This window comes from Haladaptatus halobius (assembly GCF_020618475.1).
GTDB classification, from domain to species: Archaea; Halobacteriota; Halobacteria; order Halobacteriales; family Haladaptataceae; genus Haladaptatus; species Haladaptatus halobius.
The window spans coordinates 493,133-518,007 of record NZ_CP085335.1; the positions used below are offsets into that span (position 1 = coordinate 493,133).

Sequence of the window (24,875 nt, forward strand, 5' to 3'; positions counted from 1 at the left end):
TTTCTATCTCAAGAAACAATTAATCAATGAAATAAATATCAATTAATATCAAATCATTGGAACATCATACCATACCGGGATGCCTCGAAGAACCGAGCAAAACGCGGTATCCGAATCGAGACGGAACTACCTCAAGAGCTTCGGCGCCGCGGTCTCCCTGAGCGGGGCCGCGACGTCCGGAACTGCGGGCGCGTCGGACACCAGCCGGTTCACGAGCGACCTCGGAGAGATCGGGGACGCGACGCTCTCGGCGGTCACGGGCGACGCCATCGTCGTCGAGAGGAACTCGGCGCCCGTCGCTCCCGGCGTCGAACGTCGCTCGTTCACCCGTCTCACCGAACGCGGCTGGCTCGAATGCGATCTCCTCTCGGTGGCGCTCGACGAGGAGTCGGACGACGCCGTGCTCCTCTCCCCGGGCGTCACGAGCAGGGAGACGGTGTCGAACCTCGCCGACGCGGAGGGGGCCGTCGCGGGCGTCAACGGCGACTTCTTCGACATCGGAAACTCCGACGCGCCGGTCGGAGCCGAGATCGGGGCCGGCCGACTTCGGTCGTCGCCCGCGCCCGGACGGGAGAACGCCGTCGCCGTCGGTCGCGACGGTCTCGCCCGCATCGCGCGGGTCGCGCTCGACGGTCGCGTCGGGCTGCCGGACGGAAACCACCGGATAGCGGCGCTGAACCAGCCGTCGATTCCGGCGGACGGCATAGGACTCTACACGCCGCTCTGGGGCGACGCCGCCCGACCAGGGGCGGTCGAAGTGTTCGTCCGTGACGGCGTCGTTGCGTCTGAACCGTCGCCGGTCGGCGACGGTGCGGTTCCGGAGGGAACGTCCGCGCTCGTCGGCCGCGGCGCGGGCGCGGACGCGCTGTCGGCGCTCTCGAAGGGAGATTCCGTTTCGATCGGTTACGCTCCGAAGACCGACGCCGGCTCGCCCCTCGACGCGGCGGTAGGCGGCGGAACGCGATTGCTTCGGGACGGCAAACTCCTCGCCGGTCTCGACGACGACCGACTCGAACCGCGAACCGCCGCGGGCGTCTCCGCCGACGGGACGACGCTGTTCCTGTTCGTCGTGGACGGTCGCCAACGCGATAGCCGCGGCGCGAGCCTCCGAGAACTCGGCGAAGCTATGCGGGATTTCGGCGCGAGCGACGCGCTCAATCTCGACGGCGGCGGCTCCTCGACCGTCGTCGCACGCGAACCCGGCGAGGTCGGCGTCCGCGTGCAGAACGACCCCTCCGACGGTTCGGAACGGCCAGTCTCGAACGGGCTGGGGCTGACGACCGCGGACGGTAGCGGCACCCTCGACGGATTCTGCGTGACCCCCTCGCTCGACGGCGAGAACACCCACCGCGTCTTTCCGGGGCTCTCGCGGCGGTTCAAGGCGAGCGGTCACGACGAGACCTACGCTCCGGTCGACGCGACGCCTCGACGCTGGCGGGCGGTGCCCGCTAAACTCGGACGATTCGACGACGATGGACGGTTCACCGCTTGGAAGTCGGGCTCCGGCGAAGCCGTCGCCCGTCGGCGGGGTACGAAGGGGACGACCCGACTCCGCGTCCTCGACGAACTGCGGCAGGTCGAGACCGACGCGGAGCGACTCGCGCCCGGAGATTCGGCCACGTTCGCGGTGCTCGGATTCGACGCTCGCGGGTACGCGGCCCCGGTGGTGCCGCGGGACGTATCGCTCGACTACGACGACTCGCTCGTGACGGTCGAGCCGACCGACGAAGGGACGTTCCGCGTCGCGCCGACCGGCGAAAGCGGCTCGACGATCGTGACCGTCTCCGTGCTCAGCGAGGAGGCGTACGTCCCCGTGGCGGTCGGGCTAGCGACCAAACGGGTTTCCGGCTTCGAGGATTCGTCGGCATGGTGGTTCATGCGCTATCCGAGCGAGGTCGAGGGGTCGATGTCGTTCGTCGAGGGGCGCTCCGGAACGGGATTGCGCCTCGACTACGACTTCACCACGACGACCGCCACGCGGGCGGTGTACGCCAGAGCTGAGTCGAAGATCGACCTCCCCGGCGAACCCCAGCGAATCGGGCTGTGGGTCAAGGGCGACGGGAAGGGCGCGTGGTTGCGGGGCGTCGTCACCGACGCGGCTGGGGTCTCACATCGCCTCGATTTCACCTACAGCGTCGATTGGACAGGCTGGAAGCGTCTCGAAGCGACCGTCCCCGCGGGCGTCGAGTATCCCCTCCAGTTCTCGCACTTCTACCCGGTCGAGGCGTCGTCCGACCAGCAGTACGCGGGGAGTCTGGTGTTCGACGACCTGACGGTGAAGGTGACGCCGCCGGTCTCGATACCCGAGCAGTCGACCCGTCCCGACCCCCTCGTCGTCGAGAACGACGCCCTCGACGACGACCGCTGGACGTTCGCGGTGATGGCCGACAGCCAGTTCGTCGCCGACGACCCCGACGGTCTCACGGTGGAACTCGCGCGACGAACCCTCTGGGAGGTCGTTGCGGCCGCGCCCGAGTTCCTCGTCATCGTCGGCGATTTCGTGGACACCGGTTACCCGCGGGATTTCGAGTTCGCCCGACGGATCCTCCGCGAAGAGATCGGTGACGCGCTCCCCGTCTACTATGTCCCGGGCAATCACGAGCGCGTCGGCCCGGACGACCTCTCGAACTTCGAGGCCGCGTTCGACGAGACGCGGTACGCGTTCGACCGCGGGAGGACGCGCTTTTTCCTGCTAAACTCCTCCACCGGTTCGTTCCGGACCGTGGAGTTCCAACAGTTGCTCGACCTCCGGCGCGGTCTCGACGAGGCCGCCGAAGACGAGGCGGTGGAGAACGTCGTCGTGATGGCCCACCATCCCCCGCGAGACCCCCTACCGACCGACAACAGCCAACTCGGCGACCGCATGGAGGCCGAACTGATCGAGGAGTGGCTGACCGCCTTCCGCGAGCGCTCCGACGGCAAAGGAGCCGCCTACGTCGCCGGTCACGCCGGAACAGTGGACGTCAGCCGCGTCGAGGGCGTCCCGTACGTGGTCGTCGGGACGACCGGAAAAGACCCGTACGGCCCGGCCGACGAGGGCGGCTTCCGCGAGTGGACGCTGTTCGGCGTAGACTCGCGCCCGACGCCGAGCGGCGAACCGGCCGAGCGAATCGACTGGCTCCGAGCGAAGGTTCGACCCCTGCTCGACGACGTGGAGTTCGACGCGCCGTCCTCCGTGACCGTCGACGAGATGGCGACGGTTTCGGCGACGGGCGTCCAGACCGGCGGTCTCGCGTTCCCGCTGGAATACCCCGCAACCGTCCGGTGGAGCGGAAGTTCGAACCTGTTCGTCCGCAACGAGGGTGGCGATGAACGCGAGGAAGATAGATACGACGGCCACGACGAAGACGATAGAGACGACGGTGACGACTACGTCGCGGCGTTCGATCCTGAAACGGGCGAGTTGACCGGACTGCACCCCGGAACGGTGACCCTCCGCGTCACGTCGAACGGCGTGACCGGTGTGACGACGGTGCGCGACTGAACGGAGACCGGTTGGGAGCGTCCGGACGACTATCCGCCCTTCGTCGCACGACGACACGCCGATTTAGGCGCGTTCGGCCACGAACCGCTGCGCGAGGGACGCCAGCTCCGAGCGAAACGCCCGAACGTCGATATCGCGGTCGTCGCGGAACAGTCGCTCGTGTTCTTCCCGGGCGATCTCCTCGAAGACTCTATCGCACAGCGCGTCGACGGTCACCGGCTCGCCTCCGCGTTCGAGTTCGGCCGCGATCCGTTCGAAGCGGCGGTCGGTCGCGTATCGCCGGGTCAACTCCTCCGCCGGCGCGTCGGCCAGGGTCGCATCGTCGGTCTCCTCGAAATCGGGGTGTAACAGCGCGGCGCGATTCCCCGTCTTGTTCCGGAGGACGACGCCTTTCGCGGGGCCGTCGTACCAGTTCGACCGCGGAATCTCGTAGGAGCCCGGGTCGAAGTCGACCGCCCGAACCTCCTTTTCGAACGCGTTCACCGGCGCGAGACCGAGTCGCCGGTAGATCTGCTCGACGGCGTCCGGCGGGAGAAATCGCTCGTCGACCGCCGACCAGACGTCGACGCCCAGAAACGAGGGCGTGCGCTCCCAGTCGTAGTCGATCGCGCGTTTGTGCGTCGCCACCCCGAAGAAGACGATAGACTCGACGTCGTCGACGGCGGTTCGAAACGCCGACCGGTCGAGACTCTCCCGAACGTGTCGTGCGGTGTGCCGGTAGGGAATCGGTATCTCGTCGGAATCGTACGCTCGGTTTCGGTCGCCGAATTGAATCAATCCCGACTCCTGCAACCAAAAGCGAACGCTCGCCCCGTCGACCAACTCCCGAATCCAGAGATGCCCGCTCTCGAACAGTTCGGGGGGTGCGTCCTCGACCCGCGGAATCGGTGGGAACGTCTTCATCTGCGTTCGATTGTCGCTCCTTCTTCTTAACGGTTCGAAAGATTTTCCGGCAGCACCGGGAACTCGCGTCCTACGGTCTACAGCCGTCGGTCGTCACAGTCGGTCGATGCCAGCCGACGACCGTTTCAGCCGAAGACGGCGAAGCCGCGGCGGAATACGTCGTTTCTGAATCCACCGCCGGACGGGTCGAGGCAGCGTCCGCGGAGCGGTGCGTCTCGCGAGTACCCATCGACCGACGAGAACCGTCACGCAGGCGTTGAAGAGACCGACGAGGAGGAGGTCGGTGCTGACGAACACAACGAACAGTCCCGTCAGCAGCACCCGGACGCTCAACGCCAGCGAACCGACGACCGCCGCGGCGGTGAGTAGCGCTCGCGTCCAGCCGTAATCCCGTCGCATATCTCCGGGTTCGAAGTGAACCGGGGAACGCGCGGTGACGGACGCTTTCAGGTCGACGACGCCGACTCGCGGCGGCGTCAGTGACACTAGCGTCGATTCGTAACAGCGTGCGAGCGACTCTCGCCGGTGGCGAGTGCGTCGCAGCATTCGTCCGTAGGTAGGTGGCAGGGGGCCTTTAAAGCCCGTCAGACGGAAGACTGACGCCGGGCAAAAGAATTAGCGTCCCGCGCGACCGACCACGACTTGATGCCCGACGCCCGAGAAGATCTGTTACAGCGGCTGAACGAAATGCAAGCGGTCGACGGTATTGACTCCGAAACCCGGGAGATCATCGGACTTCTCAGTGCGACGATCCGCTCGCTCGGCGCGGAAATCGACGACCTTCAACAGCGCGTGGAGGAGTTGGAGGAGGCCGTCGACGACGACGACCGGCGAAAACGGATGTGGTACTCGGAGCGAGACTCGTCGGAGTGAGATGATTCCCTCGAACGGACGTCTCGGCGGCGGAACGGCGTAATCGCGCCGTCATGACGCCGGAACGACACGACCGGCGGCGAACAGTGGGATTTTGTTCGTCGGTTCGCTACCGTACGGTGATGAGTGCTCCTCATGTCGCTCCGCGACCCGCGTTCCCTCTGTACTTGCCCTCTCGCGTCGGCGCTCGCCGGACGGTGATGCGACCGTGATGCCGTGGGGGCACGCGGCGTTCGGCTACGTCCTGTACTCGCTCGGACACCGCCTCGTGACGCGGAAAGCACCGACGGCCGCCGCGGTCGTCGCGGTACTGTTCGGAACCCAACTGCCGGACTTGGTCGACAAACCGCTCTCGTGGGGGTTGCACCTCTTTCCGCAGGGTTACTCCGTCGCCCACTCGCTGTTCGTGGCGATTCCGGTCGGACTGCTCGCTCTCCTCGTTGCGGCACGCAGCGGGCGCTCGACCGTCGGTATCGCGTTCGCGGTGGGATACTGGTCGCATCTGCTCGGCGATGTGATACTGGCGGTTCCGAAACGGAACGTCGCGCCGCTCGACCGCGTCCTCTGGCCCGTCGTAACGCTCCCGCCGTACGACCACGAGACGACGCTGTTCGGCCGGGTCTTCGACATACTCGGCGGCTTTCTGCACTCGCTGACGGCGAGACAGCAGTTGGTCTTCCTCGGCGTGTACTCCATCCCGTACCTGTTCGCGTTCCTCCTCTGGCTCGTCGATGGCGCGCCGGGGGTCGGAGAACTTCGACGGGCGATAACCGGCGAGTGACGGAAACTCGGCCCTCGTTATCGCCGATTCACGCGCCGTCGAGGCGCTTTTGCCACTCCTGTACCTTCGACATCAGCTCAATCGGCGAGATATCCGCGACCTCCATCCCGGCGAGTTCGTCCAACACGGCCTCGGTTTCGGGGTCGAGTTCCGGCCCGCCGTCCGATTCCGCATCGACGTCCTCGCTCGCGTCGTCACCCGTCCGCTGAAACTCGCCGCTTCCGAGGTCGAAGACGGCCTGCACGGGGTCGTTCGACCCGCCACCTTTCGCCTCGATGGCCTTCTCCTTCCGCAGTTTGTCGAGCACGTCGCGCGAGCGTTCGACCACGGGGACGGGAACCCCCGCCAAGTCCGCGACGTGGATACCGTAGGAGCGGTTGGTCGGCCCGTCTCGAACGGTTCGGAGGAAGGTCACGTCGCCGTCTCGCTCGTCGGCCGAGACGTGGACGTTCTCGACGCGAGGGAGGTGATCCGCGAGGGTCGTCAGTTCGTGGTAGTGGGTGGCGAACAGGGTCTTCGCCCGAACTTCGTTGTGCAGGTACTCCGTCGCCGCCCACGCGATGGAGATGCCGTCGTAGGTCGCGGTTCCCCGACCGACCTCGTCCAGAATCACGAGCGAATCCTCGGTCGCGGAGTGGAGGATGTTGCTCAACTCCTGCATCTCGACCATGAACGTCGAGCGTCCCTGCGCCAACTCGTCCAGCGCGCCGACGCGGGTGAAGATGCCGTCGACCAGCCCCACGCGCGCCTCCCGCGCCGGGACGAACCCGCCGACCTGCGCGAGCAGGGTGATGAGCGCAACTTGCCGCATGTACGTCGATTTCCCCGACATGTTCGGGCCGGTGACGATGAGGAACTCGCGGTCGTCGTCCATCCGCACGTCGTTCGGGACGAATTCGGTCGTCTGCTCCACCACGGGGTGACGACCCTGCCGGATGTCCAGTCCTGACTCGGCGAGTTCCGGTCGCACCCATCCGTTCTCGACGGCGTGAACCGCCAGACTCGCCAGCACGTCGAGTTCGGCCAGCGTGCGCCCGACGTCCTGTAAAAGTTCCGCGCGGTCGGCCACCCGCGCCTGGAGTCGCTGAAACAGTTCGTACTCCATCTCGCCCCGGCGCTCTTCGAGGCGCAGAATCTCGCGCTCTCGCTCCCGGAGTTCCTCGGTGACGTACCGTTCGGAGTTCTTCAGCGTCTTGACGGCCTCGTACTCCTCGGGCACCTTGCCCGTCTCCGACTTGCCGACCTGGAGATAGTAGCCGTCCGTCTTGTTGCGGTCGACTTGCAGGTGCGCGATACCGGTTCGGGACTTCTCGCGCCCCGCGAGCGTGTCGAACCACTCCAGATTCGATTCGTGTTGGTCGATTATCTCGTCCAGTTCTTCGTCGTACCCCCGGCGGAACATGCCGCCCTGCGTGACGGTGTTCGGCGGGTCGTCCGCCAGTGCCTCGGCCAACTCCCCGCGCAGGGCGACCGCCCGCTCCCTATCCGGTCGAGCCGCGAGTTCGGCGAGCGGCGAACTCGTCAGCGAGGGCGCGTTTTCGATGGCGTCGGCCACCGTCGGAAGAACCGCGAGGCTGTCGCGCACTCGGAGCAGGTCGTGGGCGTCCGCGCTTCCCGACGCCGCCTTGCTCGCCAGTCGTTCGAGGTCGTAGGCGTCCGACAGGCTCTCCCGAATCTCCTCGCGGGCCAGGGCCGACTCCGCGAAGGCGGCGACGTTCGACTGGCGTTCGCGGAGCAGGTCGAGCGACCGCCGAGGGCGCTGGAGCCACTCCTTCAGCAGGCGGCGACCCGCGCTCGTCTTCGTGTGATCGAGGGTGTCGAACAGCGACCCATTCCGGTCGCCGTGCATCGTCTCGGTGAGTTCGAGGTTCCGCTGCGTCGTCGCGTCGAGTTCGACGTGGTCGTCGGCGCGGTACGACTGGAGGCGCGTCATCGACCCGAGGACGCCCGCCCCCGTCTCTTCGACGTAGGAGAGCACCGCCCCCGCCGCGCGGACTTCGGCCCCCTCGCCCGCGTCCAATCCGAGGCTCGCGAGCGTCTCCTTGCCGAACTGTTCGCGCGTTCGGTGGGTCGCCTTCCCCGGCGCGAAGGCGTTCGCGTCGTGCACCGACAGGGAGGCGTCGGTTCGCTCGCGCACTCGTTCGAGGAACGAATCGTCGTTACGAACGTCCGGGCCGGGCAGCACTTCGGCGGGAGCGAACCGATACAGCTCCGTCAGCGCCCGTTCGTCGGCGTCCGGCCCCGAGATGGCGGTGACCAGAAATCGCCCCGTCGTCACGTCCGCGAAGGCTAGTCCGTAGCCGTCTTTGACGCGGACGACGCCCGCGAGGTACTGGGCGTCCGCGGACGTGGTTTCGAGCAGGGTTCCTGGCGTCACAACCCGCGAGATTTCGCGGGTGTGGCCGTTTTCGGTCTCGTGCTGGTCGGCGACGGCGACCCGGTAGCCGCGCTCGACCAACTGTTTCAGGTACGGCGTCAGTTCGGAGAGCGGGACGCCGGCCATCGGATAGCTGCTCCCGTGGCTCGACTTCTGCGAGACGTTCAGGTCGAGCACCTCGCCGACCAGTTCGGCGTCGTCGGCGAAGAACTCGTAAAAGTCGCCGACCTGCATCGTCAGCACGTCCGCGTCTGTCTCGGACTTGAGCGAGAGAAACTCCCCGACGATGCCGCCTTCGCTCACGGTGGACACCCCCGGAAACGGGCAACCGAAATCATGTACGGAGGAAGTTCGAGCGCGGATAAAACGGTGTGGATTCCGCGGCGACGGTCGCGTCCTGCTCGGACGAGAGCGGTCACTATCGCGGGTCGTCCACGACCGCGGCGAGTTCCTCGACGGTCGTCTTCAGCGAGTCGATGTCGTCGTCGAACCGAGCGAGGAACGTCGCGGCTCGGTCGGTCGTGACCGCACCGTCGTCGGTCGGCCGCAACAGTCCTTCCGCTTCGAGTAGCTGGAACGACCGTCTGACTCGGTGTTTGGGGTAATCGGTTATCGTGGAGGTGTGTCGGGTGCCGAGCGGTTCTTCCGCTTCGACCAGTTGGAGGAGTTCGACCGTTCGGGCGACGAGTTCGAGTTCTTGCTGCAATCCTTCGAGCACTACCGTTCGAACGGCGACGCGTCGGCTAAAATGTTACTTTTGCTGAGTTCTCGTGCGGAAGCGACTCGTCGAACCGAGAACGTTCGAATCCGCGGCCGGCACGGTTTTGTTCCCCGGCGACGTTCCACCGCCAGCACGTGGTCTCCGTGGTTCCTCGGTCGCGGCGCGGACTCGGCGTCCGGTTGATGGGGTTCGCCGTCCTCGGCTTCGCGCTCGTTCTCGTCGCCAGCGCCGCCGTCGCTCCGCCGATCTCGAACACCGCCCTGAGCGATACCGAAGGCGAAACCATCGTCGGCGTCCAGTCCACGACGACGAAGGGTCGCGTCGCCGTTCTCGACACCCGCGGACGAGAGCGCTGGGATTACGGGAACGCCGTCAGCTACCATGACGTGTCCCGGCTTCCGAACGGCTCCGTCCTCGCCTCGTTCGCGGCTCGAGGCTACCGCGACTGTGGCCGGTACGAATCTCCCTGCGTGCGAACCGGCGTTCGAATCATCGACCCGACCCCCGAGCCACACGTCGTCTTCGAGTGGTCGTTTCCCGTTCGGACGAGCCTGAACAGCGAGGTTCACGACGCCGAATTCCTCCCCTCCGGCGAACTGCTGATCGCGGACATGGACGGGGAACGAGTGTTCACGGTCGCACGAAACGGGACGATAACCTGGCAATGGAACGCGAGCGAGTTCTACGACGCGCCGCCCGACCCCACGAAGACCGACTGGCTCCACATCAACGACGTGGATAGAATCGGCGAGGGACGCTACCTCGTCAGCGTCAGAAACGCAAACCAGCTCGTCGTCGTCGAGCGCGGAAAGGGCGTCGTAGAGGTGATAAACGAGAACCGCGACCCGACCGTGCTGAACAACCAGCACAACCCGCAGTGGCTCGCCGAGGACGCCGTCCTCGTCGCCGACTCTGAGAACGATAGGGTGGTCGAACTTCACCGGGAGGGCGGCGAGTGGCGGGTCGCATGGCAGGCGCGCGGCGCGGGCGGCATCGCGTTCGACTGGCCCCGCGACGCTGACCGCCTGCCGAACGGCAACACGCTCGTCACCGACAGTCGGAACAACCGCGTCGTGGAACTGAACGAGTCCGGGACGATGGTCTGGAGCGCCCGCGTCCCCACGGTTCCGTACGAGGCGGATCGCGTCCCTGGCGAGTATCCCGCCGGAGCGCCCTACGACTCGGAGGGCGACCTCGGCGAGCGGACGACGAAACTCCCCGTATTCAGTTACCTGCTCGCCAGCGCCCGGCACGTCGTCGAACTCCCCTACTGGCTGGCGGGCTGGCACCTCGCGGTCGGCTCCGTCGCGTCGGTGACGTTCCTCGCCGGACTCGGACTGTTCGTCACCGGAACTGAAAAAAGGGCTGAGTGAGCAACCACGGCTTCTTCCGGTGAGGCCGTCGTTCCTCCGGATATGGCGCTCCAAGAGATCGACCACCTGTCCGACGAGATGGCCGACTGCGTAGACAACTGCTTCGAGGCCGCACAAGCCTGCGAGTGGTGTGCCGACGAGTGCGCCGGCGAAGGCGAGGAGATGGCCGAGTGTCTCCGGCTCTGCCGCGACGCGGCCGACCTCACCACCCTCCACGCCCGGTTCATGGTGCGGAACTCGAACTACAGCGAGGAACTCGCGGAAGCCTGCGCGGGCGCGTGCGAGGAGTGCGCCGAGGAGTGTTCACGTCACGACGCCGAGCACTGTCAGGTCTGCGCCGACGTGCTCGAAGCGTGCGCCGAAAGCTGTCGGAACATGATCGCGTCGTAAGTCGGTCGTTCGTCACACCGTCGCAACGGTGAGTAAGGCGACCCTGGTGACGAGTGCGGGCGCGAAGAACACGACACCCCCGAGCGCGCTCAGGGAGAGCGTGACCGCGACGCTCTAGACGATGACCGCGGATAAAATACTTCGTTTGGTTCCGGTCGGGAAATCCCGTCTTCTCTCCGTCGGTTCGCCGCGTTCGATGCCCGTCTCCCTCATCGTCTCCGGTACTGCGGATTCCCGGTAGCATAATGTACTCCCGGTTTCCTGTCCGAACTATGACCAACGGGCGCGAAGCGTGCGCCGACCGCGAGGGGAGTTCCGACGACGATCACGCCCTCCCGCTCGAAGACCTCTGCTAGCCCGAGTTCGTCTTCGAGGGCGGAGGAATCGCCGCCGACGGGTCGTTCGACCTCGAAGCCGACCTCGACCGCGAGGGGATGGCCGACTGGTTGGACGACCTCGCCGGCGGGATGGCGAGCCACGATGTCGCGGTCGAATCGCCGGAGGGCTACGTCACGTTCGGCGTCGGCGCGTCGGGAGTTCGGATGTCGTTCGACCCCGGCGAGGACGGGGTCGGCGATCTCGAGGTGACGTTTGAACTGCGCGCGAAACCGATATTCGTCGCGGGCGACCCCGAGAAGTCGAAGGTCGGCGCTCGCGGCGGAGTGGGATTCGTCCCCGTCGAGATGCTGACGACCGATCGCGAGACGTTTCACTGTTACAACTGGCTGGACGACTGAGCGTCAAACTACCGTCTCCGCCAGGAGGGCCAGACTGTCGTCGTCGGGAGCGTCGGGGATGCTCAGCATGAACGACTCGATGCCGACGTTCTCGTATCGCTCTAACTGCCCGCGAACGTTGTCGGGCGTTCCGACGAGTGCCGTGTTGAGGTACCCCGCGAGGAAGAACTCCCACGGTTCGCTCGGCTCCTCGGGAAGATACTGGTCGGCGAACCGCTCGCGCTTTCGCTCGGCCGCCTCGCGGTCGTCGGCGACGAACGCGAACAGCTCCGCGGATTTCGTGATGTCGCGGTACCGCTCGTCGTCCTCGCAGTGGTCTCGGAGCACCGCGAGTTTCTCCGCGAACCCCTCCGGGTCGAGGGTGCCGTAGTTCCACCCGTCGGCGAGTTCGGCCGCGTACCGGAGCGTGAACTGCTCGCCTCCGCCGCCGATCCAGACGGGCGGATGCGGCTCCTGTACCGGCTTGGGGCGACAGAACGCCCCGTCGAGGTCGAAGTGCTCCCCGTGATGGGTGTACGTCTCGTTCGTCCAGAGTCCGCGCAGTACCTCGACGGTCTCCCGCAGCCGCTCGATGCGCTCGGCAGGCGGTTCGCGGAACTCGTAGCCGAACCGGTTGAACTCCGCCTCATACCACCCCGCGCCGAGGCCGAGGTCGAGGCGACCGTCGCTCGCGCGGTCGACGCTCGCGGCCATCTTCGCCAACAGGGACGGATGGCGGTACGCCTGACAGGTGACGAGCGACCCGATCCGTATCCGCTCGGTCGCTTCCGCGAGCGCCGACAGCGTCGTCCAGCACTCGTAGGCGTCCCGCTCCGGGTCGCCGATCCACGACTGGAAGTGGTCTTCGAGCCAGACGCCGTCGTACCCGTGACGTTCGGCGGCGGTCGCCGCGTCGCGAATGGCGTCGTAGTCGTGACCGTACTGCGGGAGGATGACGCCGACGTCAGCCCTCATGCTGGCCCCCTAACGCGGAGAGCACCGCGAACGTCCGCCGTTGCAGCGTCTCGGCGTCTTCCGCAAGTAATTTCACGATGGCTTCCTTCCCGACTTCGCCGCGGTCGATTATCGCCACGGGTGTCTCGCCCGTCGACTCGAACGCCTTTCTCGCACCCCACTGCATCGTGCTCCCTTCCTGCGCTTTCACGCCCTCGGGCTCCGCACCGCGGTCGAACTCAGAGATTTCACCGTTGAGCGCCGAAAGCGCGCCCTCCACGTCGTCGTCGAACCGACAGTTGACGGCGAACCGCAGGTCGGGGTCGAACTCGCGCGCCGCGAGCAGGAATCGGGCGACGTGGCTCGACGCGCCGAAGCGAACGCCGCGATTCGGGTTTACGCCCGACATCGTACGGGTGATTCGTCCTTCGACCGCGGCGGTTTCGCCGACCCGCTCGGCGTACCGTGTCGCGCCGACCACGTTCATCCCGACCTCGGGTACGAGGGTGCTCACGTTCCGTTCGACGAACGACCGGACGACGCCCTCGACCGCCTCCGCGGTGGGATGACGGTCCGCTCGCTCTCGGAGCGCGGCGAGGTGGTGAACCGACCCCGGCCCCTCTCCGACGTCGAGCGAGTAGCGCACCGCGCGCTCCATGAACCCCGTGGCGGCGGCGACCGCGTCGCGGATGTCGTCGCCGTGCGCGAGTCGGGCGGCGATCGCGCTGGCCAAGGTGCACCCCGACCCGTGCGTCGCGTCTGTCTCGACCCGGTCGTGTTCGAAGATCTCGATCTCCTCGTCGGTCACTAGCACGTCCCGAACCGTCGCGCCGGGGATGTGGCCGCCCTTCACTAGCGCGGCGTCGGCACCGAGGTCGAGCAGCGCGTCGGCCGCCTCGCGCGCGCTGTCGTCGTCTTCCGGCAGCACGCCGGTCAACACCTCGGCTTCGTCGGCGTTGGGCGTCACCAGCGCCGCGCGGTCGAGGAGCGATTCGTAGGCCTCCTCGCCCTCTGAGTCGAGCAGTCGGTCGCCCGACGCAGCGACCATCACGGGGTCGACGACGACCGGCGCGTCGAGCGATTCCACCTGCTCCGCGACGCTTCGCACGACCGGGGCTTCCGCGAGCATGCCGGTCTTGACCGCTTGAACGTCGAAGTCCGAGAGGACGGCGGAACACTGCGCCTCGATTTCGTCGACTGGGAGCGTGAACGCTCGCTCGACGCCGCGCGTGTTCTGGGCCGTGACGCTGGTGAGGACGCTCGTGCCGAACACCCCGTGGGCCTCCATCGTTTTCAGGTCGGCCTGGACGCCCGCACCGCCGCCGGAGTCGCTTCCGGCGATGGTCAGCGCGACGGGCAACTCGACGGGGGCGGGTTCGCGGGTCATTCCAATCGCCCCATGAACTCCTCGAACGTTCCCCAGAAGGGGTCTTCCTCGGGATGTTCGATGCGTTCCCCGTCGACCGTGACGCCCTCTCCTTCGCCGACTTCCCCGATGTCGGCGGCGAGAACGTCGGCGTCGGAAAGCGCCGCGAGCACGTCGTCGGCGTCCTCGGGCGCGACCGAGAGCAGGAGCGTCCCTTCGCTGATGGACGACCATGGGTCGATGTCGAAGAACTCGCAGGCTTCCAGCACGCCCGGCAGGACGGGAATCGAATCGCGGGACACGTCGAGTCGGACGCCGCCCGCGCGAGCCATCTCGACCAGTGCACCGTGAACGCCTCCTTCGGTCGCGTCGTGCATCGCGGTGACCGCCCCCGCCTCCGCGGCGACGAGCGCGTCCTCGACCGGACTCATGTCGTAGAATCGTGCTTTCGCCTCCTCGACGGTCTCGTCGGGCAGTTCAAGCAGTTCCTCGAACTGGATGGAAAGCAGGCCGACCGCCTCCACCGCGGGCCCCTTCGTGACGAGGACGCGATCGCCGGGGAGCGCTCCGTCGGGGCGCACGATATCTGCGCGGTCGCCGACGGCCATCGCGTTCGCCCCGCCGACCATCGGGTAGTTGCAACCGGCGTATCGGGCGGTGTGGCCGGTGACGATGCTGACGCCCAACTCACGGGCCTCGCGGTCGAACGTTTCCCAGATGGTCTCAAACTCTTCGTCCGTTATCTCGGGCGGGAGGTTGAAGTCCACCGCGAGGTGCGTTGGTCGCAGGCCGCTAACCGCCACGTCGCTCATGACGACGTGGAACGCGAACCACGCGGCGCGCTCGAAACCGAGCGAGGGCATGACGAAGATGGGGTCGGTCGCCGTCACGATCGCTTTTTCGCCGACCTCGATGACGCCGAAATCGACGCCGTGCCGCGGCCCGAGCGCCACGTCGTCGCGCTCTGCCCCGAGGTGGGGGTAGATGTACTCCTCGAAGAACTCTCTGTCTACTTTGCCGAGGTTACTCATGTGCGGGATTATTACTCGGTCGTACTTACCAATGGTGTTTACTCCCGGTCTGCGTACTCGGCGAACACCTGCCACGAGGGGTCGACGTCGGGATGTTCGATTCGGTTCGTATCGACGTACACCCCATCGCCCTCGCGCACCGTACCCATTTCGGCCGCCGGAATTCCGGCGTCGGTCAGCCCCGCAAGCACGTCGTCCACGCCCTCGGGCGCGACGGTCAGGAGTAGGGTTCCTTCGGTCGTCGATTCCCACGGGTCGATGTCGAAGAACTCGCAGGCTTCCAGCACGCCCGGCAGGACGGGCACGCCTTCGTGTGATACGTCGAACTGAACCCCTGCGGCCCGCGCCATCTCGACGAGCGCGCCGTGAATCCCACACTCCGTGGCGTCGTGCATCGCGGTGACCGCCCCCGCCTCCGCGGCGACGAGCGCGTCCTCGACCGGACTCATATCGTAGAACCTGTCTTTGGCGCTCTCGACGGTATCTTTCGGGAGTTCGACCTGCTCCTCGAACAGGGTGACGAGAAAGCCCGCGGCCTCGATGCCCGGCCCTTTCGTGACGAGGACGCGGTCGCCGGGGTGCGCCCCGTCGGGGCGCACGAGATTCTCACGGTCGCCGACCGCGAGCGTCGTCGCGCCGCCGACCCACGGATATCGACAGCCCGAGTACCGGGCGGTGTGGCCGGTGACGATGCTGACGCCCAACTCGCGGGCCTCGCGGTCGAACGTTTCCCAGATGGTCTCAAACTCTTCGTCCGTTATCTCGGGCGGGAGGTTGAAGTCCACCGCGAGGTGCGTTGGTCGCAGGCCGCTAACCGCCACGTCGCTCATGACGACGTGGAACGCGAACCACGCGGCGCGTTCGAAGCCGAGTCCGGGGAGGATAGAGAGCGGGTCGGTGGCGAGGGCGACGACTCGCTGGCCGAGTTCGATACCGTCATCGGACTGCGTCTGATCGGCTATCGAGCCGACTTCGATGACGCCGAAATCGACGCCGTGCCGCGGCCCGAGCGCCACGTCGTCGCGCTCCGCCCCGAGGTGGGGATAGATGTGTTCGTCGAAGAAGTCGCAGTCTACCTTCCCGAGGTCGGTCATACTCGGGATATCCCCCGGTGGCACAAATCGGTGGTGGTTCGCCCGGCGGGATGTCGGGTGGCCGGGACTTATACGTCGCCGGACGCCCATCTCCCCGACATGACGAGAATCGCCGTGACCGGCGCGGCGGGCAACGTCGGGCGCGAATCGCTCGCCGCCCTCGAAGGCTACGACGTGACGCCCGTCACGCACAGCGAGCACGAGGACATCGACGGCGAAGTGTGCGACGTGACCGACTACGACGCGCTCGCCGACGTGCTCTCGGGCCACGACGTGGTCGTTCACCTCGCCGCGAACCCGTCGCCGGAGGCCGACTGGCGAAGCACCGTGGACGTGAACGTCGAGGGGACGCGAAACGTCTTCGAGGCCGCCCGTGAGCACGATATCGACCGCGTCGTCTTCGCGTCCTCGAACCATGCGATGGGGATGTACAACGCCGACGACCCAGCGGAGACCGAAACGATGGTCACCGGGGACGCCCACCCCGTCTACCCGGACGACCCGCCGCGCCCGGACTCCTACTACGGCGTGAGCAAAGTAACCGGAGAGGCGCTCGGCAGCTACTACGCCGACCGTCACGGAATCGAAGTCGTCAACCTCAGAATCGGCTGGCTTCTCTCGGAAGACGACCTCCGCGAGGAGCAGGACGGGTCGCCGGAACACGCCAGATTCGCTCGCGCAATGTGGCTCAGCCCCTGCGACTGCCGAGACGTGATCCGCGTTGCATCGACCGCGTCGCTTCCCGAGCGGGTCGTCACCGTTCACGCCATCTCGCGCAACGACGACCGATTCCTCTCGATTCTCGAGACCGAACGGGCGCTCGGCTACCAACCGCGGGACAACGCCTCCGAAGTCCTCGACTAAGCGCCGACTGGCTCCGATTCGGCTTCTTCCTCTTCCATCGTCTTCAGATACACCGCGGCGTTGACGAGTCCGACGTGGCTGAACGCCTGCGGGAAGTTCCCGAGCTGTCGCCCCGTCTCCGGGTCGATCTCCTCCGCGAGCAGCCCGAGCTGACTAGCGTGCGAACGAACCACGTCGTACACTTCGCGCGCCTCCTCGACGCGCCCCGACAGCGCTAGAACGGACACCAGCCAGAACGAACAGAAGACGAACGTGCCCTCGTCACCCGGTAATCCGTCTTTGCCGTCGTACCGATGGACGAGGCCGTCGGTTTCGAGGCGGTCGCGGATGGCGTCGATGGTTCCTTGCACGCGCTCGTCCTCGAACGGGAGGAAGCCGACGAGGGGGATGAGCAGTCCCGTGGCGTCCAGCGCTGTTCCGTCGAACGACTGCGTGAAGCTACCGATTTCGTCGTCGTAGCCGCGTTCTAGCACCGATTCTCGTATCTCTTCGCGTACGTCCCGCCAGCGGGTGCGCGGCGCGTCGAACACCCACTCGTCCGCCATCTTCAGGCCGCGGTCAAGCGCGACCCAGCACATCACCTTCGAGTGGACGAAGTGACGGGGGCCGCCGCGAACTTCCCAGATTCCCGCGTCCGGTTCGTCCCAAACGTCGCAGACGTAATCGACGATACGCCGAATCGAATTCCAGTCGTCTCCGTCGAAGCTGCTTCCGTCGCTCGTCTCGTGGATAACCAAGAGGAGTTCGCCGAACACGTCGAGCTGTCGTTGGTCTTTCGCCGCGTTTCCGATGCGGACGGGGTCAGAGCCCCGATAACCCGATAGCCCTTCGAGAATCTCCTCTTCGAGGTTCGGGTTTCCGTGTAGCCCGTACAGCGGTTGCATCTCCTCCGGCGGCACGTCCCGACAGAGGTCGAGGAACCACTCGACGTATGCCTCCGCTTCGGAGAAGTGACCGAGATTCGCCAGCGCCTGAATCGTGAACGCGGCGTCTCGAATCCAGTTGTACCGGTAGTCCCAGTTGCGAACGCCGCCCACGTCCTCCGGAAGCGACGCTGTCGGCGCGGCGCAGATCGCCCCCGTCTCGTGGTGCGTCAGGAGTTTGAGCACCAGCCCGGAGCGAACGGCGAGGTCGTGATCCGCCCCGTCGAAGATACACCCGTTCGGACAGTCGTGCGACCACTCCCGCCAGTAGTCGACGGTTTCGTTCAGTTTTCGCTCGCGCTCCTCGTCGGTCGCGTCGGGTTCCTCGTCGTGTCGCAACACGAACCAGCGCGTCTCGTCCTCGGAGAGCGTGCAGGTCGCGTGCGCGTCGGCCCCGTTCACGTCGAACGACGCGTCTCCCGTCAGATAGAGTTGGTCACCGTCACCGGCGGCGCGAACGCCGTCGTCGGTCGTCCGAACGTCCGTGTCCGCCCGCGCGTAGTCAAATCGCGGCCTGAACGTGAGTTCGAGGTCGACGCTCCCTTCGACACTCTCCACCTTGCGGTAGAGCGCCCGCTCCCTCTCGTCTTCCCAAATCGGCATGAAATCCAGAATACTGACCGTGCCGGAGTCGGTCTCGAACGAGGTTCGGAGGACGTTCGTCCGAACCAGATACGACTGCCGGGAGTCGAACGGTTCGGAGGGACACAGTTGGAATCGCCCCCCGTCCTCGGCGTCGAGGATCTTGGCGAAGACGCTCGGCGATTCGACGTGCGGGAGCGGGAGCCAGTCGACGCTCCCTTCGTCGCTCACGAGCGCGCTCGTTTCGAGATTTCCAACGATACCGTATCGTTTTAGCGGACGATAGCGAGTCATACTGGAGATGTTCTGGCCGAGGTAGCTCCGTCGAAGCGCACGATTAAATTATTGTGGAAACGCTCGGTTCAGTGTTACGGGCGTTCGTCGCACGGAACGTTTCTGCGGTTCGACTTCCGCCGCCGACGCGAACGTTTATAACCGAAACCGGAACCACTGCGGACTACCCGTGGGACACCGAGCACTCGTCGCCTACGAGCGACCGGACGGACGCTACGACCGTCACTACGCGCACTGGGGGAGTCACGTCCTTCTCGCTCCGCCATCGAATCGCGCCGGAGATGCCTTTCGCCGACGACACCGGCGACCGATGGACGCCCGCCGTCGAACCCGCTCCGGAGGCGACCGCGCTTTCGTTCGAGGACGCCGCGACCTTCGATTACCGGCAGTTCGAAGCGTTCTACGTCGTCTCGCTCGCGTGGGTCGCCACAGCGTATCTCCCGCTCTGGTTCGGTTCGGCGCCCGTCGCCGACGGAGATTCCGACACCGACGTAGGCGCGCTTGTCGCCATCTGCGACGACCGGGACGCGGCGCACGTGCGACGGTGGTTTCGCGCCACGCGAGCGGTGGTTCGGGATATGGTTCGCCGAGGTGCCGTAGACGAACGCGAATCGACCGACTACCTCGACGATCGCGTCGCCGAGTGGGCGGGCGACCACCGGGAGGTGGTCTCGATGGTCTGACGGCGGTCGGTTTTTATCCGGTCGCCGACTATCAAACGGTAGTGACGCAGACGGACGGTAGGGGAGAACCCGCCACACTCCTGTCACCGACGCACCGCGAGGCGCTAGTCCACATCGAGGCGGCGCTCGCACGGGGCGACCTCGTGACCCTGTTCGGTCGCTGTACCGTCGAGTACGACGGACGGGCCGAGAGCTACCTCGGGTCGGGCGACCGACTTCTCGTGCTCAAACCCGACGGAACCGCGCTCGTCCACACCGAGGAGGGACAGAAACCGGTCAACTGGCAACCGCCGGGCGGGACATTCGACCCCGAACTGAACGACGAGCGACTGCTCGTCACGAGTCACAGGCCGAACCCGGAGGAGTCGCTGAAGGTTCACTTCGAGCGCGTGACGCAGGTGTCGGCGTTCGACGTGGCCGACGCGAAGGAACTCTCGCTCGCCGGAACCGAGGAAGACCTCCGTCGGCGCATCTTGGACGACCCCGACCTCGTGGAGGAGGGGTTCACGCCGCTGGCGACCGAGCGCGAGACCGCCGCCGGAGCCATCGACATCTACGGAAAAGACGCCGTCGGAACCACGATGGTCGTCGAACTCAAGCGCAGGCGCGTCGGGCCGGACGCGGTCGGCCAACTCCGGCGGTACATGGACGCGCTCCGGCGAGACCTCCACGCGGGAGCGGAGATACGAGGCGTGTTGATCGCCCCGTCGGTGACCGAACGCGCCCGGAACATGCTCGCAGAAAGCGGGTTGGAGTTCGTCTCTCTTGAACCATAGGGTCTGTCGAGCCATCGCAAGCGGGCGCGGCCAGTGGCAACGCTGGAAGCGGACGGAAAGGCTTCGCACTGCAGGTCGATAGCGTCGCGTTACGGTTACTACGAGGGGACATCGTCTCGTCGGTCTCGACTAGCCGAGTTACCGTTCGCAAGATACTAATCAATTAGGGGACACATCGTTCTATGGAAGTCGCAATCCTCTCCGACACGCATATCCCCGAACAAGAGCAACGAATTCCGGACGATTTCCGTCGGCGCGTTCGGGAGGCCGATTGCGTCGTCCACGCCGGAGACTTCGGTTCGAAAGACGCTCTCGCCGACGTGCGAGCACTCGCCTCGGATTTGACCGCCGTTTACGGAAATGCGGACCCGAACGACGTCGACCTCCCGGCGGTGGCGTCGGTCGAGGTCGGTGGCGTGACGTTCGTCGTCGTGCACGGTATCGTCAACGTCGTCGATAGTGCGGTGTCCAGTTCGGAGGGGGTCGTCATGAACCGCGACGATTGGTTGGACGCCGTCGCCGACGCGACCCGGGCGAGGGCCGACGAGCCGATGGTCGGGATCGGCGGCCACACTCACGAAGTCGAGGATACGGTTCACGACGGCGTTCGGTTGTTGAATCCGGGGTCGGCCACGGGAGTCGGGCGGGCCGAGGGCGCGACGATGATGACCGTGGAAGTCGCCGACGATGACCTGAGCGTGACCCTCCACGAAGCCTGAGATAGCCGTAAATCACGGAAAAGCAGTGTAAGACACTAGTTAATCAGACGAAACGTGAATCGATTTCTCGTCCTCCACCTCGTCGCGCTCAGGGCGACGGAACGATTCGCCTGACGCGAGTTACTCTAGCTGCTGTTTCAATCGGTCAAGCAGTTGCAACGCTTCCAGCGGCGTCGTGTCGGCGACGCTCGTGCGCTTCAGTTCGGCGAGCGCGTCCTCCGTCGCCGCATTGGGGGTCGGTGAGAGGGCTTCGTCCCCGTCTTCGGCCCGACCGGGTTCGGCTCCGTCGTGCTCCGCTTTAAGCAGTTCCTTCGACCGTCGGATGACCGACTCTGGAACACCCGCGACTTGCGCGACTTCGACGCCGTAGGACGCTGTCGTCGCACCCGGTTCGACGCTGTGTTCGAAGACGACTTCGCCGTCGCGTTCCGTCGCGCCGAAGTGGAGGTTGAGGGCGTTCGGTAACTCGTCCGCGACGGCGGTGAGGTCGTGGTGGTGGGTGGCGAACAGAGTTTTCGCGCCGAGTTCGTCGTGGACGTACTCCGTCACCGCCCGGGCGATGGCGAACCCGTCGGTCGTGCTCGTGCCGCGACCCACTTCGTCCAGCAGGACGAGCGACCGCTCCGTCGCGTTTCGGAGGATATCCGAGAGTTCGGTCATCTCGATCATGAACGTCGACCTCCCGCCCGCGATGTCGTCGCTCGCGCCGACGCGGGTGAAGATGCGGTCGACCAACTCGGTCCGGGCTTCGTCGGCGGGGACGAAGCTACCGACCTGCGCGAGCAGGGTGATGAGCGCGACCTGCCGCATGTACGTCGACTTCCCGGCCATGTTCGGGCCGGTGATGACGGCGAGCGTGTCGCGGTCGAGGTGCGTGTCGTTCGGGACGAACGACGTTTCGGTTCGCTCGACCACCGGATGCCGGCCGTTCCGAACGTCGACGCCCTCGCCGCCGATTTCGGGGCGCGAGTAGCCGTGTTTCGCGGCGACCTCCGCGAGCGCGACGAGCACGTCGAGTTCGGCCAGCGTGTCCGCGAGCGCCTGCACTCGCTCGGACTCCTCGGCGACCGCCTCGCGCACCTCGCGGAACAACTCGTATTCGAGGTCGTCGGCGCGCTGTTCGGCTCGGACGATCTCGTCCTCGCGCTCCTTGAGTTCCGGCGTGTAGAACCGCTCCGAGTTCTTGAGCGTCTGTCTACGGGTGTAATCCTCGGGCACTTTGTCGAGGTTCGGGTCTGTCACCTCGATGTAGTAGCCATGTACCTGATTGTAACCGACTTTGAGTGACCCGATTCCGGTCCGCTCGCGCTCGGTCTCTTCGAGGTCGTCTATCCACGCTTTTCCCGACCGCTCCGTCTCTCGGAGCCGGTCGAGTTCGTCGTCGTAGCCCGATCTGATGACGCCGCCCTCGGTGACCTCGATGGGCGGTTCGTCGCAGACGGCGCGCCCAATTCGGTCGCGCACGTCGGCCATCTCGTCCAGATTCTCGTGGAGGATGGTCAGTTTCTCCGACTCCACGTCGGCCATCGCCTCCGCGACGCGCGGCACCACGTCGAGCGTCTCCTTCAGCGAGCGCAGGTCGCGGGCGTTCGCCCGACCGCGAGCGACGCGGGAGATGAGGCGCTCGATGTCGTACACGTCCCGCAAAAGGTCGTGTACCTCCTCGCGCGCTTGGACGCGCGTCGTCCACTCCTCGACGGCGTCGAGTCGCGCTTCGATTCGGTCGCGTTCGAGCAGGGGTCTGCGGAGCCAGTCCTTCAGTTTTCTCCCGCCGAGCGCGCAAGCGGTTTCGTCAAGGATGCCGACGAGTGTGGCGTCCTCCTGTCCGTGGACGGCTCGCGGTTCAAACAGTTCGAGGCTCGTGAGCGCGACGGCGTCCAACAGCATGTACGACCGGGGGTCGTAGCGTGTGAGGTGGTTGAGGTAGTCGAGGTGACCATCCTCGCCGCCGCGGACGTACTCGGCGTACGCGAGGAGCGCGCCGCAGGCACGAACCTCGGCGTCGGTGGCGAGGAGGCGTTCCGGCGGGCCGAAGTAGTCTGCGACGAGGTCGCCCGCGCTGTCGACGTCGAAGGCCGACTTGTCGTACCCGGTGACCATGCAGGCGGCGTCAAACGGCGATTCGGGTGCGCCGGGAGCGACGATGGCCTCCCTGGGGGCGAAGCGACCTACTTCGTCGCGGACTGCACCCTCCGTTTCGACCGTCGTCGCGTAGAAATCGCCGGTGGAAACGTCGAGCACGGCCAGGCCGTAGCCGTCGTCGCGTGTGAGACAGGCGACGAAGTTGTTATCGTCGGTGTGGAGCAGTTCGTCCTCGGTGAGCGTGCCTGGCGTGACGACCCGCGTGACGGCGCGCTCGACCACGCCGGACGCATCCGCGGGGTCTTCGACCTGATCCGCGACGGCGACGCGGTAGCCCGCATCGAGGAGCGGCTCAATGTACGATTCGACGTTGTCGATGGGGATGCCCGCCATCGGGTATGTTCCGGTGCTATCCTCGCGCTTCGTGAGCGTGATCTCCAGCAAGCGGGAGGTTCGCTCCGCGGCCTCGCAGAACGTCTCGTAGAAATCGCCTACCTGAAACAGCACCAGCGAGTCCTCGTACTGCCGACACAGCTCGAAGTACTGACGCATCATCGGCGTCAGCTCCTCACTGTGTTCGGCCATCTTCTCGGGTGCCCCTAGCGCCGCGTCCATGCGAGAAACCCAGTGCTTGCGCGGCAATAAGCGTCCGGAATCGAATCGGTCGAGGTGGGCCGTGGTCAGGTGTTCGGCGCACCCGCGTTGTTCGGGTGGGCGAGGTGGTTCGGGAGTCGAGGGAGTTCGGTGTCGATGAAGCCGGGGGCTTCCAGTGAAGTTAAGTAGCGTCGGTCACTCGGAAGGGAAGGTTACCGATGGATATCAGGACCGGTCTCTCGTACGACGACGTACTGCTGATTCCGCAACGCTCTCCGGTCGATAGTCGAAGCGACGTCTCGCTCTCAACGAGGCTCACGCCCGACCTCGACCTCGAAGCGCCGCTTCTGAGCGCGCCGATGGACACCGTCACCGAGGCGAACCTCGCCACCGAACTTTCGGAGATGGGGGGTCTCGGTACGATTCATCGCTTCTTGAGCGTCGACGAACAGGCCGGACAGGTACGAGCGGTCAAGGAGGCGGGCGGACGAGTCGGCGCCGCCGTCGGCATCGACGAGGAGTTCGTCGACCGGGCGGAGGCCACGCTCGAAGCGGGCGCGGACTGCGTGATGGTCGACGTCGCGCACGGCCACATGGAACGCTGTCTGGACGCCGTCTCGCGTCTCGACCGGGGGTTCCCCGACGCCGAACTGGTCGCCGGAAACGTCGTCACGCCCGAGGCCGTCGAAGACCTCTACTCGGCCGGGGCGGACTGCGTGAAAGTCGGCGTCGGTCCCGGTTCGCACTGCACGACCCGCCGAGTCGCCGGCGCGGGCGTTCCGCAGTTGACCGCCGTGGACGACTGTGCGGAGACGGCCCGCGACCTCGGAATCACCGTCGTCGCGGACGGCGGCATCCGAACCTCCGGCGACGCGGTGAAGGCGCTGATGGCCGGAGCCGACACCGTGATGCTCGGCAGTTTCTTCGCCGGAACCGCCGAAGCACCCGGAGAGACGGTCACCGTCGACGGTCGAAGGTTCAAACGCTCGCGGGGGATGGCCTCCACCGCCGCGAACGAGAACCGCACCGACAAAGACCTCACGCCCGACGCGGACGAGGGTATCGCGGGACTGACCGAGTACACGGGACCGCTCGCCGACGAGGTCGCCACCTTCCTCGCGGGTGTCAGGTCGGGGCTGAGCTACTGCGGCGGCCACGACATCGAGGCGGCCCGCGAGAACGCTGAGTTCGTCCGGGTCGCGCCGGGTGCCCGCGAGCGGGAGGGAGCGCACTCGGTCTTCGTGGGGGTCGAGGAAGAACCGGAGTCCGAGTTGGCTCCGTTGCGATGAACCGTT

The 24,875-nt window shown here is 66.1% G+C and carries 22 protein-coding genes and 1 pseudogene; 12 read left to right on the forward strand and 11 right to left on the reverse strand.

What is annotated here, in order from left to right; translation table 11 throughout:
* Window positions 1-79 precede the first annotated feature (79 nt).
* A complete protein-coding gene (locus tag LIW51_RS02825) occupies window positions 80-3,484 on the forward strand; it encodes a phosphodiester glycosidase family protein (protein ID WP_227375729.1) in 3,405 nt (1,134 codons plus the stop codon).
* A 63-nt stretch (window positions 3,485-3,547) separates the two neighbouring features.
* Here LIW51_RS02825 and LIW51_RS02830 read toward each other — a convergent pair whose 3' ends face one another.
* Window positions 3,548-4,387 (reverse strand): RNA ligase family protein, encoded by an 840-nt coding sequence (locus LIW51_RS02830; RefSeq protein WP_227375730.1) that lies wholly within the window; start codon window positions 4,385-4,387, stop codon window positions 3,548-3,550.
* A gap of 93 nt (window positions 4,388-4,480) precedes the next feature.
* Window positions 4,481-4,933: a hypothetical protein gene (locus LIW51_RS02835; RefSeq protein ID WP_227375731.1), complete on the reverse strand. Its 453-nt coding sequence runs from the start codon at window positions 4,931-4,933 to the stop codon at window positions 4,481-4,483.
* 99 nt (window positions 4,934-5,032) lie between these two features.
* Between LIW51_RS02835 and LIW51_RS02840 the strand changes: the two genes are divergently transcribed.
* Together LIW51_RS02840 and LIW51_RS02845 are read left to right on the forward strand one after the other, a co-directional pair.
* Window positions 5,033-5,260: a hypothetical protein gene (locus LIW51_RS02840; protein WP_227375732.1), complete on the forward strand. Its 228-nt coding sequence runs from the start codon at window positions 5,033-5,035 to the stop codon at window positions 5,258-5,260.
* 94 nt (window positions 5,261-5,354) lie between these two features.
* Window positions 5,355-6,041, forward strand: a complete 687-nt coding sequence (locus LIW51_RS02845; RefSeq protein WP_227375733.1) for a metal-dependent hydrolase — start codon at window positions 5,355-5,357, stop codon at window positions 6,039-6,041.
* Window positions 6,042-6,069: 28 nt separating this feature from the next.
* Here the strand turns inward: LIW51_RS02845 and mutS (LIW51_RS02850) are convergent, their stop codons facing one another.
* Complete coding sequence (gene mutS, locus LIW51_RS02850) at window positions 6,070-8,730, reverse strand: DNA mismatch repair protein MutS (RefSeq protein ID WP_368411750.1); 2,661 nt, start codon at window positions 8,728-8,730, stop codon at window positions 6,070-6,072.
* Window positions 8,731-8,836: 106 nt separating this feature from the next.
* Window positions 8,837-9,136 carry a hypothetical protein gene (locus LIW51_RS02855; RefSeq protein ID WP_227375735.1) on the reverse strand — a complete coding sequence of 100 codons (300 nt, stop codon included), beginning with the start codon at window positions 9,134-9,136 and terminating at the stop codon, window positions 8,837-8,839.
* Window positions 9,137-9,321: 185 nt separating this feature from the next.
* Between LIW51_RS02855 and LIW51_RS02860 the strand changes: the two genes are divergently transcribed.
* Window positions 9,322-10,512 (forward strand): aryl-sulfate sulfotransferase, encoded by a 1,191-nt coding sequence (locus tag LIW51_RS02860; RefSeq protein WP_227376718.1) that lies wholly within the window; start codon window positions 9,322-9,324, stop codon window positions 10,510-10,512.
* Between the two features lie 42 nt (window positions 10,513-10,554).
* Window positions 10,555-10,902, forward strand: a complete 348-nt coding sequence (locus LIW51_RS02865) for a four-helix bundle copper-binding protein (RefSeq protein WP_227375736.1) — start codon at window positions 10,555-10,557, stop codon at window positions 10,900-10,902.
* A gap of 209 nt (window positions 10,903-11,111) precedes the next feature.
* On the opposite strand, the gene LIW51_RS02870 is transcribed toward LIW51_RS02865, so the two are convergent.
* Window positions 11,112-11,381, reverse strand: coding sequence for a hypothetical protein (locus LIW51_RS02870; RefSeq protein ID WP_227375737.1), 270 nt, complete (start codon window positions 11,379-11,381; stop codon window positions 11,112-11,114).
* Between LIW51_RS02870 and LIW51_RS02875 the strand changes: the two genes are divergently transcribed.
* On the forward strand, window positions 11,370-11,639 hold the full coding sequence (locus LIW51_RS02875; protein WP_227375738.1) for a hypothetical protein: 270 nt from the start codon (window positions 11,370-11,372) through the stop codon (window positions 11,637-11,639). The two genes, LIW51_RS02870 and LIW51_RS02875, sit on opposite strands and share 12 nt — an antisense overlap.
* 3 nt (window positions 11,640-11,642) lie before the next feature.
* Here LIW51_RS02875 and LIW51_RS02880 read toward each other — a convergent pair whose 3' ends face one another.
* Genes LIW51_RS02880 through LIW51_RS02895 form a run of 4 tightly spaced genes read right to left on the reverse strand, consistent with a single transcriptional unit; the run spans window position 11,643 to window position 16,063 of the window.
* A complete protein-coding gene (locus LIW51_RS02880; RefSeq protein WP_227375739.1) occupies window positions 11,643-12,593 on the reverse strand; it encodes an LLM class flavin-dependent oxidoreductase in 951 nt (316 codons plus the stop codon).
* Window positions 12,583-13,959 (reverse strand): bifunctional hydroxymethylpyrimidine kinase/phosphomethylpyrimidine kinase, encoded by a 1,377-nt coding sequence (gene thiD, locus LIW51_RS02885; RefSeq protein WP_227375740.1) that lies wholly within the window; start codon window positions 13,957-13,959, stop codon window positions 12,583-12,585. The genes LIW51_RS02880 and thiD overlap by 11 nt, the downstream gene beginning before the upstream one ends.
* Window positions 13,956-14,969: an AIR synthase family protein gene (locus LIW51_RS02890; RefSeq protein WP_227375741.1), complete on the reverse strand. Its 1,014-nt coding sequence runs from the start codon at window positions 14,967-14,969 to the stop codon at window positions 13,956-13,958. The genes thiD and LIW51_RS02890 overlap by 4 nt, the downstream gene beginning before the upstream one ends.
* Before the next feature lie 38 nt (window positions 14,970-15,007).
* Window positions 15,008-16,063 carry an AIR synthase family protein gene (locus tag LIW51_RS02895; RefSeq protein ID WP_227375742.1) on the reverse strand — a complete coding sequence of 352 codons (1,056 nt, stop codon included), beginning with the start codon at window positions 16,061-16,063 and terminating at the stop codon, window positions 15,008-15,010.
* Between the two features lie 99 nt (window positions 16,064-16,162).
* Here LIW51_RS02895 and LIW51_RS02900 point away from each other — a divergent pair, with 99 nt between their 5' ends.
* Window positions 16,163-16,927, forward strand: coding sequence for an NAD-dependent epimerase/dehydratase family protein (locus tag LIW51_RS02900; RefSeq protein WP_227376719.1), 765 nt, complete (start codon window positions 16,163-16,165; stop codon window positions 16,925-16,927).
* Here LIW51_RS02900 and LIW51_RS02905 read toward each other — a convergent pair.
* On the reverse strand, window positions 16,924-18,726 hold the full coding sequence (locus LIW51_RS02905) for a glycoside hydrolase family 15 protein (protein ID WP_227375743.1): 1,803 nt from the start codon (window positions 18,724-18,726) through the stop codon (window positions 16,924-16,926). The genes LIW51_RS02900 and LIW51_RS02905 overlap by 4 nt on opposite strands.
* A 169-nt stretch (window positions 18,727-18,895) precedes the next feature.
* On the opposite strand from LIW51_RS02905, the pseudogene LIW51_RS39000 reads away from it, so the two are divergent.
* From LIW51_RS39000 to LIW51_RS02920, 4 genes and pseudogenes are all read left to right on the forward strand, one after another.
* Window positions 18,896-18,940, forward strand: a pseudogene (locus LIW51_RS39000) (DUF6735 family protein); the annotation flags it as partial.
* Window positions 18,941-19,007: 67 nt separating this feature from the next.
* The gene (locus tag LIW51_RS02910; protein ID WP_368411763.1) at window positions 19,008-19,409 is read left to right on the forward strand and encodes a DUF6735 family protein; all 402 of its coding nucleotides are present in this window, start codon (window positions 19,008-19,010) and stop codon (window positions 19,407-19,409) included.
* A gap of 41 nt (window positions 19,410-19,450) precedes the next feature.
* The gene (gene nucS, locus LIW51_RS02915) at window positions 19,451-20,185 is read left to right on the forward strand and encodes an endonuclease NucS (protein WP_438267364.1); all 735 of its coding nucleotides are present in this window, start codon (window positions 19,451-19,453) and stop codon (window positions 20,183-20,185) included.
* Between the two features lie 182 nt (window positions 20,186-20,367).
* Window positions 20,368-20,904, forward strand: coding sequence for a metallophosphoesterase family protein (locus LIW51_RS02920; RefSeq protein ID WP_227375745.1), 537 nt, complete (start codon window positions 20,368-20,370; stop codon window positions 20,902-20,904).
* A 120-nt stretch (window positions 20,905-21,024) separates the two neighbouring features.
* On the opposite strand, the gene mutS (LIW51_RS02925) is transcribed toward LIW51_RS02920, so the two are convergent.
* Window positions 21,025-23,601 carry a DNA mismatch repair protein MutS gene (mutS, locus tag LIW51_RS02925; protein WP_227375746.1) on the reverse strand — a complete coding sequence of 859 codons (2,577 nt, stop codon included), beginning with the start codon at window positions 23,599-23,601 and terminating at the stop codon, window positions 21,025-21,027.
* Between the two features lie 197 nt (window positions 23,602-23,798).
* On the opposite strand from mutS (LIW51_RS02925), the gene LIW51_RS02930 reads away from it, so the two are divergent.
* Window positions 23,799-24,869, forward strand: coding sequence for a guanosine monophosphate reductase (locus LIW51_RS02930; RefSeq protein WP_227375747.1), 1,071 nt, complete (start codon window positions 23,799-23,801; stop codon window positions 24,867-24,869).
* The last annotated feature ends 6 nt before the right edge of the window (window positions 24,870-24,875 follow it).